The 15,801-nt window shown below is 36.2% G+C and carries 13 protein-coding genes; 4 read left to right on the top strand and 9 right to left on the bottom strand.

Features of this window, described 5'->3' with window-relative positions; genetic code table 11:
- Positions 1 to 8: 8 nt before the first annotated feature.
- The gene (locus KYG33_RS10885) at positions 9 to 887 is read right to left on the bottom strand and encodes a NifU family protein (protein ID WP_077419061.1); all 879 of its coding nucleotides are present in this window, start codon (positions 885 to 887) and stop codon (positions 9 to 11) included.
- A gap of 165 nt (positions 888 to 1,052) precedes the next feature.
- Here KYG33_RS10885 and KYG33_RS10880 point away from each other — a divergent pair, with 165 nt between their 5' ends.
- On the top strand, positions 1,053 to 1,589 hold the full coding sequence (locus tag KYG33_RS10880) for a gamma carbonic anhydrase family protein (RefSeq protein WP_047378983.1): 537 nt from the start codon (positions 1,053 to 1,055) through the stop codon (positions 1,587 to 1,589).
- A gap of 103 nt (positions 1,590 to 1,692) precedes the next feature.
- Here KYG33_RS10880 and KYG33_RS10875 read toward each other — a convergent pair whose 3' ends face one another.
- Positions 1,693 to 2,145 carry a hypothetical protein gene (locus KYG33_RS10875; protein ID WP_180564522.1) on the bottom strand — a complete coding sequence of 151 codons (453 nt, stop codon included), beginning with the start codon at positions 2,143 to 2,145 and terminating at the stop codon, positions 1,693 to 1,695.
- Positions 2,146 to 2,227: 82 nt separating this feature from the next.
- Here KYG33_RS10875 and KYG33_RS10870 point away from each other — a divergent pair, with 82 nt between their 5' ends.
- Positions 2,228 to 4,354 carry a helix-turn-helix domain-containing protein gene (locus KYG33_RS10870; protein ID WP_077419063.1) on the top strand — a complete coding sequence of 709 codons (2,127 nt, stop codon included), beginning with the start codon at positions 2,228 to 2,230 and terminating at the stop codon, positions 4,352 to 4,354.
- A 42-nt stretch (positions 4,355 to 4,396) separates the two neighbouring features.
- Here KYG33_RS10870 and KYG33_RS10865 read toward each other — a convergent pair whose 3' ends face one another.
- Entirely contained in the window at positions 4,397 to 5,245 is an 849-nt protein-coding gene (locus tag KYG33_RS10865) for a M12 family metallopeptidase (RefSeq protein ID WP_077419064.1), read from the bottom strand.
- Between the two features lie 228 nt (positions 5,246 to 5,473).
- Positions 5,474 to 5,929: a hypothetical protein gene (locus KYG33_RS10860; protein ID WP_175627292.1), complete on the bottom strand. Its 456-nt coding sequence runs from the start codon at positions 5,927 to 5,929 to the stop codon at positions 5,474 to 5,476.
- Positions 5,930 to 6,118: 189 nt separating this feature from the next.
- On the opposite strand from KYG33_RS10860, the gene KYG33_RS10855 reads away from it, so the two are divergent.
- Together KYG33_RS10855 and ribB are read left to right on the top strand one after the other, a co-directional pair.
- Positions 6,119 to 7,135, top strand: coding sequence for an LLM class flavin-dependent oxidoreductase (locus KYG33_RS10855; RefSeq protein WP_077419065.1), 1,017 nt, complete (start codon positions 6,119 to 6,121; stop codon positions 7,133 to 7,135).
- Between the two features lie 54 nt (positions 7,136 to 7,189).
- A complete protein-coding gene (ribB, locus tag KYG33_RS10850; protein ID WP_077419066.1) occupies positions 7,190 to 8,311 on the top strand; it encodes a 3,4-dihydroxy-2-butanone-4-phosphate synthase in 1,122 nt (373 codons plus the stop codon).
- A gap of 91 nt (positions 8,312 to 8,402) precedes the next feature.
- Here ribB and fmt read toward each other — a convergent pair whose 3' ends face one another.
- The 5 genes from fmt to KYG33_RS10825 form a co-directional block, all read right to left on the bottom strand.
- Entirely contained in the window at positions 8,403 to 9,350 is a 948-nt protein-coding gene (gene fmt / locus KYG33_RS10845; RefSeq protein WP_219073211.1) for a methionyl-tRNA formyltransferase, read from the bottom strand.
- A 121-nt stretch (positions 9,351 to 9,471) separates the two neighbouring features.
- Positions 9,472 to 11,376 (bottom strand): ATP-dependent DNA helicase RecQ, encoded by a 1,905-nt coding sequence (locus tag KYG33_RS10840; RefSeq protein ID WP_077419068.1) that lies wholly within the window; start codon positions 11,374 to 11,376, stop codon positions 9,472 to 9,474.
- 76 nt (positions 11,377 to 11,452) lie between these two features.
- Positions 11,453 to 12,892, bottom strand: coding sequence for an OmpA family protein (locus KYG33_RS10835; protein WP_077419069.1), 1,440 nt, complete (start codon positions 12,890 to 12,892; stop codon positions 11,453 to 11,455).
- Between the two features lie 210 nt (positions 12,893 to 13,102).
- Positions 13,103 to 14,629 carry an OmpA family protein gene (locus KYG33_RS10830; protein ID WP_077419070.1) on the bottom strand — a complete coding sequence of 509 codons (1,527 nt, stop codon included), beginning with the start codon at positions 14,627 to 14,629 and terminating at the stop codon, positions 13,103 to 13,105.
- Positions 14,630 to 14,679: 50 nt separating this feature from the next.
- Complete coding sequence (locus KYG33_RS10825; RefSeq protein ID WP_077419071.1) at positions 14,680 to 15,795, bottom strand: flagellar motor protein MotB; 1,116 nt, start codon at positions 15,793 to 15,795, stop codon at positions 14,680 to 14,682.
- Positions 15,796 to 15,801 lie beyond the last annotated feature (6 nt).

The following is a 15,801-nucleotide window of genomic DNA, read 5'->3' as shown; positions in this document are numbered from 1 at the left end:
AAACTGAATTATCCGTTTACAGCTTCTACTTTTTCTACCAGATCCGGAACGAATTGTTTTAAAATATTTTCAATTCCGTTTTTCAAAGTAGCCGTAGAACTTGGGCAGCCTGAACAAGCTCCCTGTAGAAGCATTTTTGCAGTTTTGCTCTCCTGGTCATATTCCATCAATGAAATCTTTCCACCATCATTTTCTACTGCAGGAGCCACATATTCATTTAAAATGTCAGAAATTTTCTGCTCATCTTCCGTATAATCTCTGTTGATGATCTTTTCAACAGGGTTTTCGTGTTTCTGAGGCTCTACTTTAGAAATCTCACCTCCATTTTGAAGATACTCGGCAATAAGTGCACGAACAGTCATCATCACCTGATGCCATTCTACAGAATTGTCTCTGGTAACAGCTACAAAATTGTCAGAAATGAAAACTTCTTTTGTAAATTCAAATTCTTTAAAGATTGCCTGTGCCAAAGGAACTTCTTCAGCGGCTTCAATAGATTTTACTTCCACAAAACCATCCATCAGTAATTTGCTTGAAACAAATTTCATTACATTAGGATTTGGAGTCATTTCAGCATAGATCTGATACATTTCTTTTTTCTTTTGAAGGTAAATTCTTGGGTTGGCCAATAATTCATCCTCAATCACATTTTTCAGACTTTCAGCTACATGTTCCCATTCTATGGTATCCTGTTTAGCCACAGCTACAAAATTAGCCGTTATGAAAATTCTTTCTACAAACGGATAATTGAAAAGTTCCTGTGCCATAGGAATTTCTGAAATATCTGAATTTCTGTCCAACTCTAAAGACCCTGGAATGAGATTGTAATCTGCTACAAATTTCATTACTTTCGGGTTTTCGGTAGGTTCTATAAGTACGGTACGCATTTTTTCGTTAAATTTGAGATACAAAAATACGCATTAGAAGTTAGACGCTGAAAATTGAGAGTTAGATTTTTGCTATCACTGTAATTTAGAAGTTAGATACCAGAGACTATAAGCAGAAGATCATTATTTTCAATTGGCATATTTTCAAATTTTCAAATTAATATTATGGCACTTATAAAAGAACTTTTAGGAAAAGCACCACAGATCGGAGAAAATACTTTTTTAGCAGAAACCGCTACTATTATTGGTGATGTTACAATGGGAAGAGACTGCAGCGTTTGGTATAATGCTGTGATCAGAGGCGATGTTCACTATATAAAAATGGGTGACAAGGTAAATGTTCAGGATAATGCAATGCTGCATTGTACCTATCAGAAACATCCGCTGAATATCGGAAATAACGTTTCTATCGGACATAATGCAATTGTTCATGGGTGTACCATTAAAGATAATGTCCTGATTGGGATGGGAGCTATTGTAATGGATGACTGCTTGGTGGAAGAAAATTCTATTGTAGGGGCAGGTTCTGTAGTAACTCAGGGCACTCATATAAAATCCGGAGAAGTTTGGGGTGGAGTTCCTGCAAAAAAAATCAAAGATATTAATGCTCAGCTATTAGAAGGAGAAGTTAACAGAATCGCTGATAACTATGTAAAATACTCATCGTGGTATAAAGAAAACGTGAAAGATCATCAATTCTAATTTACCTTTGAATGGTCAACATTCAACATTGACCCTATAAATATAAAAGCTCCGTCCTGAGACAGAGCTTTTTTCGATTTGATATAGAACCTTTGTTTTATTGTTAGTTATTGTCCGGAGTGATCAGTCTGATTTTTCCATGAATACATTTCAAAGATGTAGGAGGTGTGATTACTACACAGTCAGACATGATATTATATTTTTCATTAAAAGTTTTTACTTTATCCGTGTAATCATTTACTCTCAGTAAGAAAGCAGTTTCTATTTTCTTGGGATAAGCAATGTATTGCTGAGGTCCGCCACAGGATTTTGCTCCCATAGGCGCAAATGCCCATTCACTGGGATCCGTACATTTTTCTCCGGACACTTCAGATTCAATAGAAGCTTTTAATCTATCGAGTTGTGCCTGCTCATACTTCTGACTGTCTTCGTCAACAGGTCTGTCTGCGATATCAACAGGAAGATTGGTATTGGCATTTTTTGATGTGTTACAGGAAACCATAGTTAATGTAGTACATAATACTATCACCGGGAAATGGAAGAATATTTTTTTCACAATAAACTTTTTTCTTTTTAAGAATTTTCAAAACTTATGCCAAGGTAAGAAATTCAAATTCATTTCCGTATTTTTGACAACGATGAACAATCATTTTTTTGACTTAATAGAATATACGAATAGAAGTGTTTTTCTGACTGGGAAAGCCGGAACAGGTAAAACGACATTTCTCAATGATTTTGTAAGACGTACAAAGAAAAAGCATATTGTAGTAGCACCCACAGGAATTGCTGCAATCAATGCGGGCGGCGTTACAATTCATTCCATGTTTGGACTGCCGTTGAGAACTTTTCTTCCTACGACAGAAAGAATAGACACCAGTTTGGCTAATAATATTGCCGATCTGATGCCCCATTTCAAATACCGTAAAGATAAACTGAAGCTTCTGAGAGAAGTTGAGATCATTATCATTGATGAGGTTTCCATGTTGAGAGCTGATGTTCTTGATATGATGGATTTTTCTTTGAGGTTTATCAGAAGGAATAATCAAAGGTTTGGGGGAGTACAGATGCTGTTTATTGGAGATTTGTTTCAGCTTCCGCCTGTGGTGAGGGATGAGCATATTCTTAAAATGTATTACAATTCACCCTTCTTTTTTGACAGTCATGCCATTAAGGAAATTCCGATTGTTACCATTGAACTGACAAAAGTTTACAGACAGTCTGATCAGGGATTTCTGGCGATTCTGAATGCTATCCGTGACGGTGATGTGGATAATATAGATTTTAACCACCTCAATGAAAGATACGATCCCAATTTTGACATGGGGAAAGAATCTTACGTATACCTGTGCTCTCACAATAGAATGGCTGATGAAATCAACCTGGAAAAACTGGCGGAGATAAAGGTAGATCCTCAAACTTATGAAGCTAAACTTGTAGGTGATTTTAAAGAAAATCAGTTTCCAAACGAACAGTTTTTAGAATTGAAAATTGGCGCTCAGATCATGTTTATCCGAAATGATATTTCCGGAGAAAAGAAATATTTCAACGGGAAATTAGGCGAGATCATTGGATTGGATGAAAATGAAATTCGTGTTGTTCTGGATGAAAGCGAAAATGAAATTGTAGTTAAAAGAGAAACCTGGGAACAGAAAAAATATTTCCTTGACACTGATAAAAATATCCAGGAAGAAGTATTAGGAAGTTTTGAACAATTTCCGATAAAACTGGCCTGGGCTGTTACTATTCATAAAAGCCAGGGACTGACGTTTGATAAGGTAATTATTGATGCCGGAAAAAGTTTCACGGCAGGTCAGGTATATGTGGCTTTATCCCGTTGCAGAACATTGGAAGGAATTGTTTTAAAATCAAAAATTACCCCTGAAGTTATTTTCAAGGATAACAGGATTTTGCATTTCCATACGGATACTATTGCCAATGATCATGTGGAGGCTATTCTGAATCAGGAAAAATATGACTACAGCATCAGGAAAGTACTTCGTACGCTTGACTGCACATGGTTTTTAAAAGAAGTAGAGGAATGGAATAACCTGTCTATTGTGACCAAGAATATAGATCATGCCAAGACTAAACAGCTTTATCTTCAGTTGAAACATGAAGCAGTAAATCTTGGAAAAATCTTTGAAAAACTGGAACGAATCATTTTCCAGAAAGTCAATAATTTTATTGAACAAAAAGAAGACTGGTCTGAGATTGAAAGCAAATCGAAAGGAGCCGTTAATTTCTTCTTTATAGAAACCAGAAATAAAATTTTCGATCCTTTGAAAGAGTTTTATGCTGAAATAAAAGGAGCGAAGGGTTTAAAACAATATAACGAGGAATTCAAAAACTGGCTGGAAGATATTGAAGAATACCTGAACAGTTTAAGAGAAATTTATCTTCTGGAAACTAAACTTTTAGATGAAAAGAATGATAAAGAAATCAATCTGAAAATAGCTAAAGTTCCGTCTCAGGTTTTAACCTTTCAGTTATTTGAACAGGGAAAAACTATCGGAGAAATTGCTTTGGAAAGAGGTTTGGTAAAAGAAACGGTTATTGGCCATCTTGCCAAATTTGCAGAACAGGGATTGCTGGATATCTCCAGAGTAATCACCTCAGATAAGATCAAGGCTTTTGAAGATGAATTCTACAAAAATCCACACGAAACATTGACTGAGTGGAAGAGTGCATTACCAAGTCACTTTGAATTCAATGAAATCAGGATTTTGATTAATCATTATAATTATAAAAAAGGGAAGAATTCATAAGAATTCTTCCCTTTTTTGATGGTCACAAAAAATTCTTTAAAATTAAGGGTACATAGCATTAATGGTATTGATATCCCCGGTTGTAAAACCTGTTCTATTATATGTAAAGCTTGAATTATCTGCTCTTGTAATAGTTGGAAGCCCGTTTTTAGAATAAGAAGTCGGCCAGTACATCATCACTGAATTGATATTGAATGGTCCTATATCTGTCCCCGAGCTATAAATATTGAAATTATATGACTGCCCACTTTGGATATTATTCCAAAGAATTTTTACATATTGATCTCTGTCTTTGCGGGTGTGTTCATGATAAAGCCCTATCGTATGTCCCATCTCATGAATTACCGATCCTACAGAAATATATTGATCCAAAGAAACAGTTTGTTTTCCTCCCTGATATCCAATATGAGCCCAGCCGTCTGATCCTGATGAACTTCCAAAAATAAATTCTACATAATTTGTTTGGTTGGTACGTGGAATCCACTGAGTATTTGTTTTTGTATTGTACTCATTCACGGCAGAAGTAATTTTATTAGCATTGATAGATCCCATATTACTGGCAACAGTATAATAAATTTTACTGCTTGGCCATCTTGAATAGCTTGCACCGCCCTTATTGAGTTCACTGCCTTCTGCCAGCTGTTTGTCGGAGAGAACAATGTCTCCCTGGAAAAAATTCATTCCGTTTTTTCTTTCATAACTAATTTCCTGGCCATTCAATTGCCCTTTTTTGACATTTTCAGTAGTAAAAGCATTAGTTTGAGCTTCGGAGGTTATTTCTTCATTGTTTTTACTACAAGATGTTAATACTGCAGCAATAACAAGGCTCATAAAGACAGTTCTTCCTGTCAGAATCTGCCGGGAAAACAGATTGTTTGGTTTTTTGTTCATGTTAAAGTTTTTAAAGATGTGGTATACGAATATAATTAATATTTCTCTTTTTATTGAATTATTAATGTTAAAAAAAACTTTTATATGATAATTATTGAATGTGAGAATTCGCTTGAGTAAAATAAAAAAAGGTTTTGAAAATACTCAAACCCTTTTTCATTTTATTCGTTTAATAAATCCTGATTAACTCTGTAACTCTGAGATAAAGAATTAATAAATATTTTTCATTTAAATATTAATATCGAAGATTAATTTTCTTTTATTGTTGTCATAGAAAGTAGCCCGATAGCTTCTGTCTCTGAATTCAGTTTCGGTATTTTCTATTTCCCTAAATCTATTTTTATCTGTTCCGGAGAACTCAATAATTTCAAAATACTTTTCATCAATATGGTTAAAATCTACCAGTTTCAAATATTCATCAATTGAATTTCTATCAATCATAATTTTTCCACCACCAAATTGATGTCTGTTCTGACCATTTTGCTTAATACCGGATATCCAGTATTCTTCTCCTGTTTCTATATCAAAATGATTGGCATTGATTCCTGGCTTTTTAAGTTTTTTGAGAGCCTTGTTATCAAAATAAACAGTTTGCCCGGATTTTGAAAATTCTACAAAACCAATCCATGCCGGACCGTGATGACCGAAGGATTTGTTTTCGATATACATTACCTTTGTTTTCATGTTCTTGAATGATGTTGCAATTTACTCAAAATTGTATAACTAAAATCAGGTAAAGAAAATTTGAATTCCAATAGTTTTTCCCTGAATTAACTGATCGGTTTTATTAATTACAAAAAGTAACTAATGCAGTTTTTATGTTTTAAATTTGTATGGTTTTTTTCGAGACCAAAGAAAAATTAACATCTCAATATGAAAAATTTTGAAATTTCTGTTTTAGATCTTGCACCAGTAAAGCAAGGTAAAAGCATTCACGATACTTTTCAGGACAGCTTATCATTAGCCAATCACGCTGAAAATTTAGACTATAAAAGATTCTGGCTTGCAGAACATCACAATATGGAAAGTATTGCCAGTTCGGCAACTTCTGTTTTGATTGGGTTTATTGCCAATGGGACCAAAAAAATCAGAGTAGGTTCTGGAGGAATTATGCTTCCCAACCATAGTTCTCTGATTATTGCAGAACAGTTCGGTACTTTGGAGTCTCTTTTTCCCGGAAGAATAGATCTTGGAGTTGGGAGAGCACCCGGAACGGACGGATTGACGGCTCAGGCTTTAGGAAGAAATCCTGCAATTATTAATGAACAGTTTCCAAGACAGATTCTGGAACTTCAAAGATATTTTTCTAAGGAAAATTCAGATGCTATGGTTCGTGCTATTCCCGGAGAAGGGCTGGATATACCAATTTATATTCTGGGATCAAGTACAGACAGTGCTTGGCTGGCGGCGGAACTTGGTTTGCCGTATGCATTTGCAGGACATTTTGCTCCGGAGCAGATGGAAATGGCTTTTAAAATATACAGAGAACATTTTGAACCTTCAAAATATCTGGATAAACCTTATATCATTGCCTGTGTAAACGGTGTAGCAGCAGAAACTTCAGAGGAAGCTCATAAAATCTCCACCACTTTATTTCAGGCCTTCATCAATATTGTAAGAAATGACAGAAAACCTTTCGCTCCGCCTGTTGATGATATGGACGAAATCTGGTCTCCAATGGAAAAATCCATGGTTTTACAGAAGTTGAGATATACTTTTATTGGTGATCAGGCTGAAGTTCAGGAAGAGCTTAAAAGTTTCCAGGAAAAATTCCAGGTTGATGAACTGATCATCAATTCGCATATTTATGATCATCAGAAAAGATTGAGATCTTATGAGATTTTCAGAGAGGCAGCTAACTCTATCCAAAGCGTAATAAACCATTCATAATTAGTTGGCAGATGCTTATTTTTATGAGTATCTTTGCAAAAATAAAAAGTAAAAATGTCCGATATTAAATTAAATACTATTCCAGAGGCTATTGAAGACCTTAAAAATGGTAAAATAATCATAGTAGTAGATGACGAAGACAGAGAAAATGAAGGAGATTTTCTTTGTGCAGCAGAGTTGACAACACCGGAAATTATCAATTTTATGGCTCTTCACGGAAGAGGGCTTATTTGTATGCCGCTTCCTGAAAAAAGATGTGATGAACTTGGGCTTGAAGTGATGGTAAGCAGAAGCAGTGATCCTAAAGAAACGGCTTTTACGGTATCGGTTGACCTTTTAGGAAACGGAACATCTACCGGAATTTCTGCAGGAGACAGAGCCAAAACAATTTTAGCACTGATGGATGAGAAATCCAAGCCTACAGACTTTATGAGACCTGGCCACATTTTCCCGCTTCGTGCAAGAAAAGGAGGAGTATTGAAAAGAGCCGGACATACTGAAGCTGCCATTGATCTTACTAACTTATCAGGTTTGAAAGAAGGCGGTGTGATCTGTGAGATTATGAATGAAGATGGTACAATGTCCCGTCTGCCTGAACTTCATGCATTCGCTCAGAAGCACGATATGAAGATCGTTTCTATTGAAGATCTTATTCATTACCAACTTAAAAAAGGAAACCTGGTAGAAAGACTTGAGGAGAAAAAAGTAAAAACGCACTACGGTGAGTTTGATTTTTATGCTTTCAGAGAAACTTCCAATGACCAGATCCACTTTGCACTGACAAAAGGAACATGGACTGTAGATGAGCCGGTTTTGGTGAGAGTACAGTCTTCAGATTCTTATTTTGATGTATTGACAAGATTAAACAACGGTGAGAAGCCATTATTGGAAAAAGTAACAGGTATGGTAAATGAAGCTGGAAAAGGTGCAATCATTTTCATCAATAATGTTTCTAACTCTGAAAATACATTGAGAAAACTTCAGCAGTTCCTGAACTATCAGGACGGGCAGGAGCAGCATCCTACTTTAGCATACAATTACAGAGATTATGGAATTGGAACGCAGATCTTAAAGAATTTAGGAATCAACAAGTTCAAAGTAATCACTCAAAACCCTAATATCAAGCCTCAGGTTGGAGGATATGATGTAGAGGTTACTGAGATGGTACAACTATAATAAAACGGATAGTCAACTTTGACTGTTTATCATAAAAAAGGTTTAGAAAAATTCTAAACCTTTTTTATGTTGATGAACTGAATGTAGTCCTTTATGTTAATGAGATTCCATCAAAATTTCTGAAACCATTTAAGAAATCTTTTACAGTCATTCTTTTTTTACCTTCCAACTGAAGTTCCAGAGGATAATAAATTCCGTCCTGAGTATAGATTTTAAATTCATTTTTGGAAATATCTAAAGTTCCTGCCGGTTTTTCATGATCAGAAAGTTCAAATTTACCGCCGAATATTTTTAATCCTTTTTCTTCGTTTTCAATTTTTAAAGTAGTGAAAGCTGCAGGATAAGGCGACATTCCCAGAATAAACTGATGAACAGTTTTTGAAGATTGATCCCACTTGATTCTTGTATCTTCCTTGAAAATTTTATAAGCATTCTTAGGATGTTCTACCTGCGGCTGAGGTTTTTCTTCAATGGCATTTTCAGCCAGACTATCTAGTGTTTTGACGACTAGTCCTGAACCCATTTCCATGAGTCTGTCGTGAAGGCTTCCTGCATTTTCGTCAGGTAAAATTTCTATTTCCTGTTGAAGAAGAATATTACCTTCATCAATTTTTTCATTAATAAAGAAAGTCGTTGCTCCTGATTTTTTTTCACCGTTAATTACTGCATAATTGATGGGAGCAGCTCCTCTGTAATCCGGCAGTAAAGATGCATGAAGATTGAAGGTACCCATTTTAGGCATTTCAAAAAGAACTTTGGGCATCATTCTGAAAGCCACTACTACAAAAACATCGGCATCCAGGTTTCTAAGTTCTTCCAAAAACTCAGGATTTCTCAACTTTTCCGGCTGAAAGACAGGAATATTATTTTCTTCAGCATAAACTTTTACAGGGGATTGGTGTATTTTCTGCCCACGTCCACTTGCTTTATCAGCTACAGTTACAACACCTACCACCTGATGGTGAGATTGATGGATTGCCTCCAAAGAAGTTTTTGCAAACTCAGGAGTCCCTAAAAAAACGACTTTCAATGATTTCATGCTGCAAAGATAAGTTTTTGATCTGAGAGTCGGAAGATATTGAAGTTCGAGGGTGAGAGAGTTTTAGAGAAGAGAATAGCTTACTAAAGTGTTTTTGCGCCTTTATTGCACTACATTATCATTACTGATTCAGTTCGTAAGTCCTGAAGTTCAGCATTCTTACTTTTCCGGAATCTAAAAGGAAAATAAGATTTTCTAAGATATTCTCTTTAGAATGATAACTCAGCTGTATAGAAAGCTCTTCAATCGTTGCCGGCTTTTTAGTTAATAAATTGATGATCTGCTGAGAAATATTCTTGCCAAACATTGACTGTTTATTTTTTTCACAAACAGAACACTGGCCACAGTTTTTTGAATTTTTTTCGCCAAAATAGGCTAGGATGAGTTTCATTTTACAGTATTTATTATTTTCTGCGTAAAACTTCATCTCTTCCCATTTCTGGATTTTGTTTCTCTGAATATGTTCAAATACCTTCCAATAAGCACTATTTACCGCTCTTTCATCACGGGGTTTAAGGAATTTAATACTGGAAAGCGCACCGTCAATATATTCAAGATAATTCTTTTGCTGCAGTTCCTTAAGACGTTCTTTGATCAAAGGGACACCGACATTGATTTTATTGCTTACCTGCTGTTCACTGAACATTACTTTGTGAGTAGTGATGCCAGATACAGTACGGAAAAGAAGCTCTATGAAATGAGCATCTTTTTGTGGCAATTGATCTATCTCATCAGCTTTGATAAACAGTTCAAGTGAGGACAGACTTTTATTTTCATTATAGTAAATAATCTCCTGGTTGTGAAGAAAATTGAGTATGTTGTTGATTTTTGCTTTCGACAGTTTGGTAAAATTCTGTATACCCAGAGTATTCAGCTGAAATGTTTTTTCAGGAAGTTCAAATTCTGCTACCTGAAAAATAGAGTAGAGGTAGCTGATGATCTTTAAAAATTCTGCTTTGTTGGGCGTTTGATTTTTTAAGATCTGATCAAAATTCAGGAGTTCCTGTTTATTCCAAAGCATGAAGGCAAAACTGTCTTTTCCATCCCTTCCGGCCCTTCCGATTTCCTGATAATAGTTTTCCAGCGAGGCGGCAGGAGAATAGTGAATTACAAAACGTACATTATCTTTGTCAATACCCATCCCAAAGGCATTGGTAGAAATAAGAACATGGTTGTCACTGTTGTTCCAAAGATTCTGTCTGGTGTTTTTTTCTCTGGTCGTTAAGCCTGCGTGAAAATAATCTACATTTTTCAGTTGATTTTTTTTCAAAAATTCTGCCAACAGTTCAGCTTCTTTTCTGGTTCTTACATATACAATTCCAGAATCGTTGCTGTATTTTAAAATATCAAAAACACGTTGGAATTTATCAGATACTTCATCTGAAAATATTTTGATATTATCTCTCTTAAAACTTTTTTGGAAAACAAAAGGTTTCTTCAGTTCTAATTTATTTTTGATTTCTTCCAGAACTTTTGGAGTTGCCGTTGCGGTCAGGGCAAGACAGGGGATCTCAGGATTGTTGCTTCTGAACCCTTTAATATTCTGATAGCTTGGTCTGAAATCCTGGCCCCATTCTGAAATACAGTGAGCTTCATCAACTGCAATAAAAGATAACTGGATTTCTTGCATGTTCTGAATAAACTGGCTATTGGTAAGTCTTTCAGGAGAAACATAGAGTAATTTTGTGAGGCCTTCTTTACAGCGATTGTAAATTGTTTCAACATCATATTCATCCAGTTCGGAAGAAAGATATTCTGCTTCAATGCCACGGGATTTAAGCTGATTTACCTGATCTTTCATCAATGCAAGTAAAGGAGAAACTACCAGGCAGGTTCCTTCTTTCAATAAAGCGGGCAACTGATAGCATAGCGATTTCCCTGCTCCTGTGGGTAACAGAACCAGCGTGTCTTTTTCATTAATGACGGCATTAATAATTTCTTCCTGAGCATCTCTGAATTCGGTGTAACCCCAGAAATACTTAAGGGTATCATATTTGAGCTTTTGAAAATCCTGCGGCGAAATCATGTTGTAAAAATAAGGAAAGTATTATGACAAAAAAAGTCACGCCTGGCGTGACTTTCATATAATATAAATAAGTTTATTATTTAGCTTCGAAGTATACTCTTCTGTTGGCTCTGTTTTTCCATTCAGGGCACTTTGTTGCTGGTTCACACTCAGGGTATTTAAGGTCTTTTTCACCTTTTCCTACTGCCTGTAATTTACCAGTTTGAACACCGTTTTTGATCAGATAGTTCTTAACGTTGTTTGCTCTTCTTTCAGATAGTTTTTGGTTGTAAGCATCAGTACCTCTTGTATCAGTAGCTCCGATTACACTATAAGAACCATTTGAAGAATTAATATAGTTTACAGCATTATTTAAGATTGGAGTGTTTGAAGGTAAAATTCTGTCAGAATTTAAATCAAATTCGATTCCTTCCAATTTAGTTTCTGTTTCTACTACAGGTCCTGTTGTTGCTACAGGACATCCATTGTTTTCAACAGGTCCAGGAACCGTTACACACTTGTCGTAAAGGTCAATTACACCATCAAGGTCAGTATCAAGCGCAACTCCGGCACCGTCCACTCTTGCTCCTGCAGGAGTGTCAAGCTGTCTGTCCCAATCGTCACATACCCCATCGTTATCAGCATCTCCTTTTTTACATACTTCGATATCCTGGTTTTTATTAGCCAGTACATCCAGTTTGTAATAGATTTCCTGAAGTGGGTCATGCCACATTAGATGAGACTCATGTTTTCCTAATTTTACAGAAAGACCTAAAGTTGCATTGAAGAAGTTGTCAGAAACCTGCTCAGAACGTTTGTTGATAGCACTGTAAGCATCACCGCCACCATCAAATTCGTCATCACCGGTTACCACATACATTAATCTACCTTCAATATCAATTCTTCTGTTCACTTTAAATTTCAGACCTGTACCAGCCTGCATGAACATAGAACCTAATTGGAAAGGTTTTACTTCTGTCATCAATGCCTGCTTTCCGTTACCTGCTTTCTGGTATGCTCTATAGGCAATAGTACCAATACCTGCATATCCATGAAGAGCCCATCTGTAAGGAGAATGATTATCAACTCTTCTTAATAAATTAGAAAAGTTAATGTCTCCTAAGATTGAGATCGCATCATACTGAGTTCTTGCTCCTACTGCTGTTGCATCTGGTGCTGCATTTTTAGTGTTGAACCATCCTTGTCTGGTTTCACCTTTGTCATACTGTAAATTGATTCCGAAAGCATGTGTAATTGCTTTGTCAATACTTAGATAGGCTGAATATCCAAAAAGGTTCTTACCGTTACCATTTTTGATTGAAGTCAAATCTGCTGACTGAAGAAGTGGAACTCCAACCCCTGCAGAGATAGACCAATCGTTAAATCTTTTAGATTGACTGGTGAATGGGGAAACATTAGCAGATCCCGAAGAAAATGTATTAGGATATTCTCCTTTTGAAACTGCCGTTGAGTCTTGTGCATAAGTGGCAGAAGGAATTGCCAAAGCAAATGCTACAATTGCTAAACTTAATTTCATAGTGTTATTTTTTTAAGTTAAGTTATTTTAAATGATTTTTTACGCCAAAAAGCGGTTTTATGTTATTTTTTTTCAAATCAAACTAGTTGATTTTTAATGTGTTTCATACCGTTGTCCTGAAAATAATGATAAAGGTATGTAAAATAATTCGTAGTAAAAAAAAAATAAACCGAAAAGAGTAATTCTTTTCGGTTTTGTGTATTATGAAAATTATTTCTTCTTTTTCTTAGCAGGTACTTTTTTTACTGCTTTTTTTACAGGCGCATCTTCATAGTCTTTCTTTTTGATAGAATCCCATTCTGATGTTTCTACAAATCTTACCGTAACTTTTCTATCCGCCATTCTTTCAGCATCAGAAGCTGATGCAGGGATAGTAGCTTCTGCAGAGCCTACTCCTCTTGATTTCAGTACATTTTCATTGATACCTCTGGTTTCCAGAGCTCCTACAACAGCAGCTGCTCTTTCTTTAGACAGTCTTAAGTTGTAAGCTGCATTTCCTTTGATATCAGTATGTCCTGTCAATAGATAGTTACCTCCGTTTTCCTTAATAATTGAAGCAGCCAGGTCTAGTTTTTCATTAGATTCAGGTCTGATAGTCGCTTTATTAAAATTGAAATAAATATCTTTAAGGGTTTTCTCTACTTCTACAGCAGTCTCCTTGTTGTCTTTTTTGATAGGACATCCATTGTTTTCAACAGGTCCAGGAACCGTTACACATTTGTCGTAAAGATCAATTACGCCATCCAGGTCAACATCAAGAGCAACTCCGGCACCATCTACTCTTGCTCCTGCAGGAGTGTCAAGCTGTCTGTCCCAATCGTCACATACCCCATCGTTATCAGCATCTCCTTTTTTACATACTTCGATATCCTGGTTTTTATTAGCCAATACATCCAGTTTGTAATAGATTTCCTGAAGTGGGTCATGCCACATTAGGTGAGACTCATGTTTTCCTAATTTGAAAGTAAGACCTAAAGTTGCATTGAAGAAGTTGTCAGAAACCTGCTCAGAACGCTTGTTGATAGCACTGTAAGCATCACCGCCACCATCAAATTCGTCATCACCGGTTACTACATACATTAATCTACCTTCAATATCAATTCTTCTGTTCACTTTAAACTTCAGACCTGTACCAGCCTGCATGAACATAGAACCTAACTGGAAAGGTTTAATTTCAGTCATCAATGTCTGTTTGTTATTCCCGTCTTTCTGGTATGCTCTGTAGGCAATAGTACCAATACCTGCATATCCATGAAGAGCCCATCTGTAAGGAGAATGGTTATCAACTCTTCTTAATAAATTAGAAAAGTTAATGTCTCCTAAGATAGAGATCGCATCATACTGAGTTCTTGCTCCTACTGCTGTTGCATCTGGTGCTGCGTTTTTAGTATTGAACCATCCTTGTCTGGTTTCACCTTTGTCATATTGTAGATTGATTCCGAAAGCATGTGTAATTGCTTTATCAATACTTACATAGGCTGAATATCCAAAAAGGTTTTTACCGTTACCATTTTTGATAGAGGTTAAATCTGCTGACTGAAGAAGTGGAACTCCAGCTCCTACTGAAACAGACCAATCGTTAAATCTCTTAGACTGGTTCGTGAATGGAGCAACATTGGCAGATCCCGAAGAAAATGTATTTGGGTATTTTCCACCTGAATCAGCAGTTGAGTCTTGTGCATAAGTGGCAGAAGGAATTGCCAAAGCAAATGCTACAATTGCTAAACTTAATTTCATCGTGTATTATTATTTGATTTCTTTTGAAAAAGAATTTTTAGATTTATTAATTATTTGATTGGACATCCGTTATTTTCAACAGGTCCTGGTACAGTTACACACTTGTCATAAAGGTCAATAACTCCGTCAAGATCCATGTCTAAAGCAACTCCGGCACCATCTACTCTTGCTCCTGCAGGAGTGTCAAGCTGTCTGTCCCAATCATCACATACTCCATCATTATCAGCATCTCCTTTTTCGCAAACAACAAGATCTGTTGATGCATTTTCAAGAACACTTGTTCTGTAGTAAGCTTCCTGAAGTGGGTCATGCCATGCAAGGTGAGATAACTGCTTTCCTAATTTGAAAGATACTCCTAAACTTACTGTCCAGGCATTATCTGATCTTCTAGGGTTTAGCATGTTATATTTTGAACCTGGTGTGGAAGGATCATAGTCATTAGGATCAGCCCATCCGCCACCATCAAATTCATCATCACCACTGATGATATACATGGTTCTTGCTTCAACATCAATAAGTTTTGAAACATTATATTTTATTCCTAGACCTCCCTGATAAAAGATAGAATTGATATCGATATCTTGTTTAATGAATAAAGGGGCTCTTCTTGGAGTATTACTCCATCTGAACTCATCATTATCATGTAATGACGTTCTGAATCCCTGAACTCCAATTCCCATATATCCATGGAATGCCCATCTGTAAGGGGAGTGGTTGTCTACTCTTCTGAATAAGTTCGAGAAGTTGATATCTCCTAATAAAGAGATGTTGTCAAACTGTGTTGTTGCAGTTGCTACTCCTGATTTTACTCCTGCAGCACCGGGAAGCTGTGCTGTCTGTTTCGTTTCTCCTCTCATATACATTACGCTTAGAGCGAATGCATGTGTGATTTGTTTGTCTACGCTTACATAGGCATTGTACCCCCAATTGGTCTTATCCTTACGGATAGATTTTAAATCGGAGTGAACCATAAATGCAGGACCACCTCCGACAGAAATAGACCAGTCTCTAAAGCGTCTGGCTTTATTGTCGAAAGTTTGTACATTAGCGGAGCCTGAGGAGAATGTATTAGGATACTCTGTGGAAGAGTTTACTGTAGTGCTGCTGTTCTGTGCGAAAGCTGCAATTGGCAATGTCGTAGCCAATAATAATAAACCTAATTTCATACAATA

This window comes from Chryseobacterium sp. D764, from assembly GCF_019317325.1.
In the GTDB taxonomy this organism is placed as follows: domain Bacteria; phylum Bacteroidota; class Bacteroidia; order Flavobacteriales; family Weeksellaceae; genus Chryseobacterium.
This window is presented reverse-complemented; position numbering and strand designations above follow the sequence as displayed.

Excerpts from the sequence above, each read along its gene's own strand:
- KYG33_RS10860 (WP_175627292.1), bottom strand. The coding sequence starts at position 5,929 with ATGAAAACAAAGGTAATGTATATCGAAAACAAATCCTTCGGTCATCAC.
- KYG33_RS10870 (WP_077419063.1), top strand. The coding sequence starts at position 2,228 with ATGAACAATCATTTTTTTGACTTAATAGAATATACGAATAGAAGTGTT.
- ribB (WP_077419066.1), top strand. The coding sequence starts at position 7,190 with ATGTCCGATATTAAATTAAATACTATTCCAGAGGCTATTGAAGACCTT.
- KYG33_RS10855 (WP_077419065.1), top strand. The coding sequence starts at position 6,119 with ATGAAAAATTTTGAAATTTCTGTTTTAGATCTTGCACCAGTAAAGCAA.
- KYG33_RS10885 (WP_077419061.1), bottom strand. The coding sequence starts at position 887 with ATGCGTACCGTACTTATAGAACCTACCGAAAACCCGAAAGTAATGAAA.
- KYG33_RS10840 (WP_077419068.1), bottom strand. The coding sequence starts at position 11,376 with ATGATTTCGCCGCAGGATTTTCAAAAGCTCAAATATGATACCCTTAAG.
- fmt (WP_219073211.1), bottom strand. The coding sequence starts at position 9,350 with ATGAAATCATTGAAAGTCGTTTTTTTAGGGACTCCTGAGTTTGCAAAA.
- KYG33_RS10830 (WP_077419070.1), bottom strand. The coding sequence starts at position 14,629 with ATGAAATTAAGTTTAGCAATTGTAGCATTTGCTTTGGCAATTCCTTCT.
- KYG33_RS10825 (WP_077419071.1), bottom strand. The coding sequence starts at position 15,795 with ATGAAATTAGGTTTATTATTATTGGCTACGACATTGCCAATTGCAGCT.
- KYG33_RS10880 (WP_047378983.1), top strand. The coding sequence starts at position 1,053 with ATGGCACTTATAAAAGAACTTTTAGGAAAAGCACCACAGATCGGAGAA.
- KYG33_RS10865 (WP_077419064.1), bottom strand. The coding sequence starts at position 5,245 with ATGAACAAAAAACCAAACAATCTGTTTTCCCGGCAGATTCTGACAGGA.
- KYG33_RS10835 (WP_077419069.1), bottom strand. The coding sequence starts at position 12,892 with ATGAAATTAAGTTTAGCAATTGTAGCATTTGCTTTGGCAATTCCTTCT.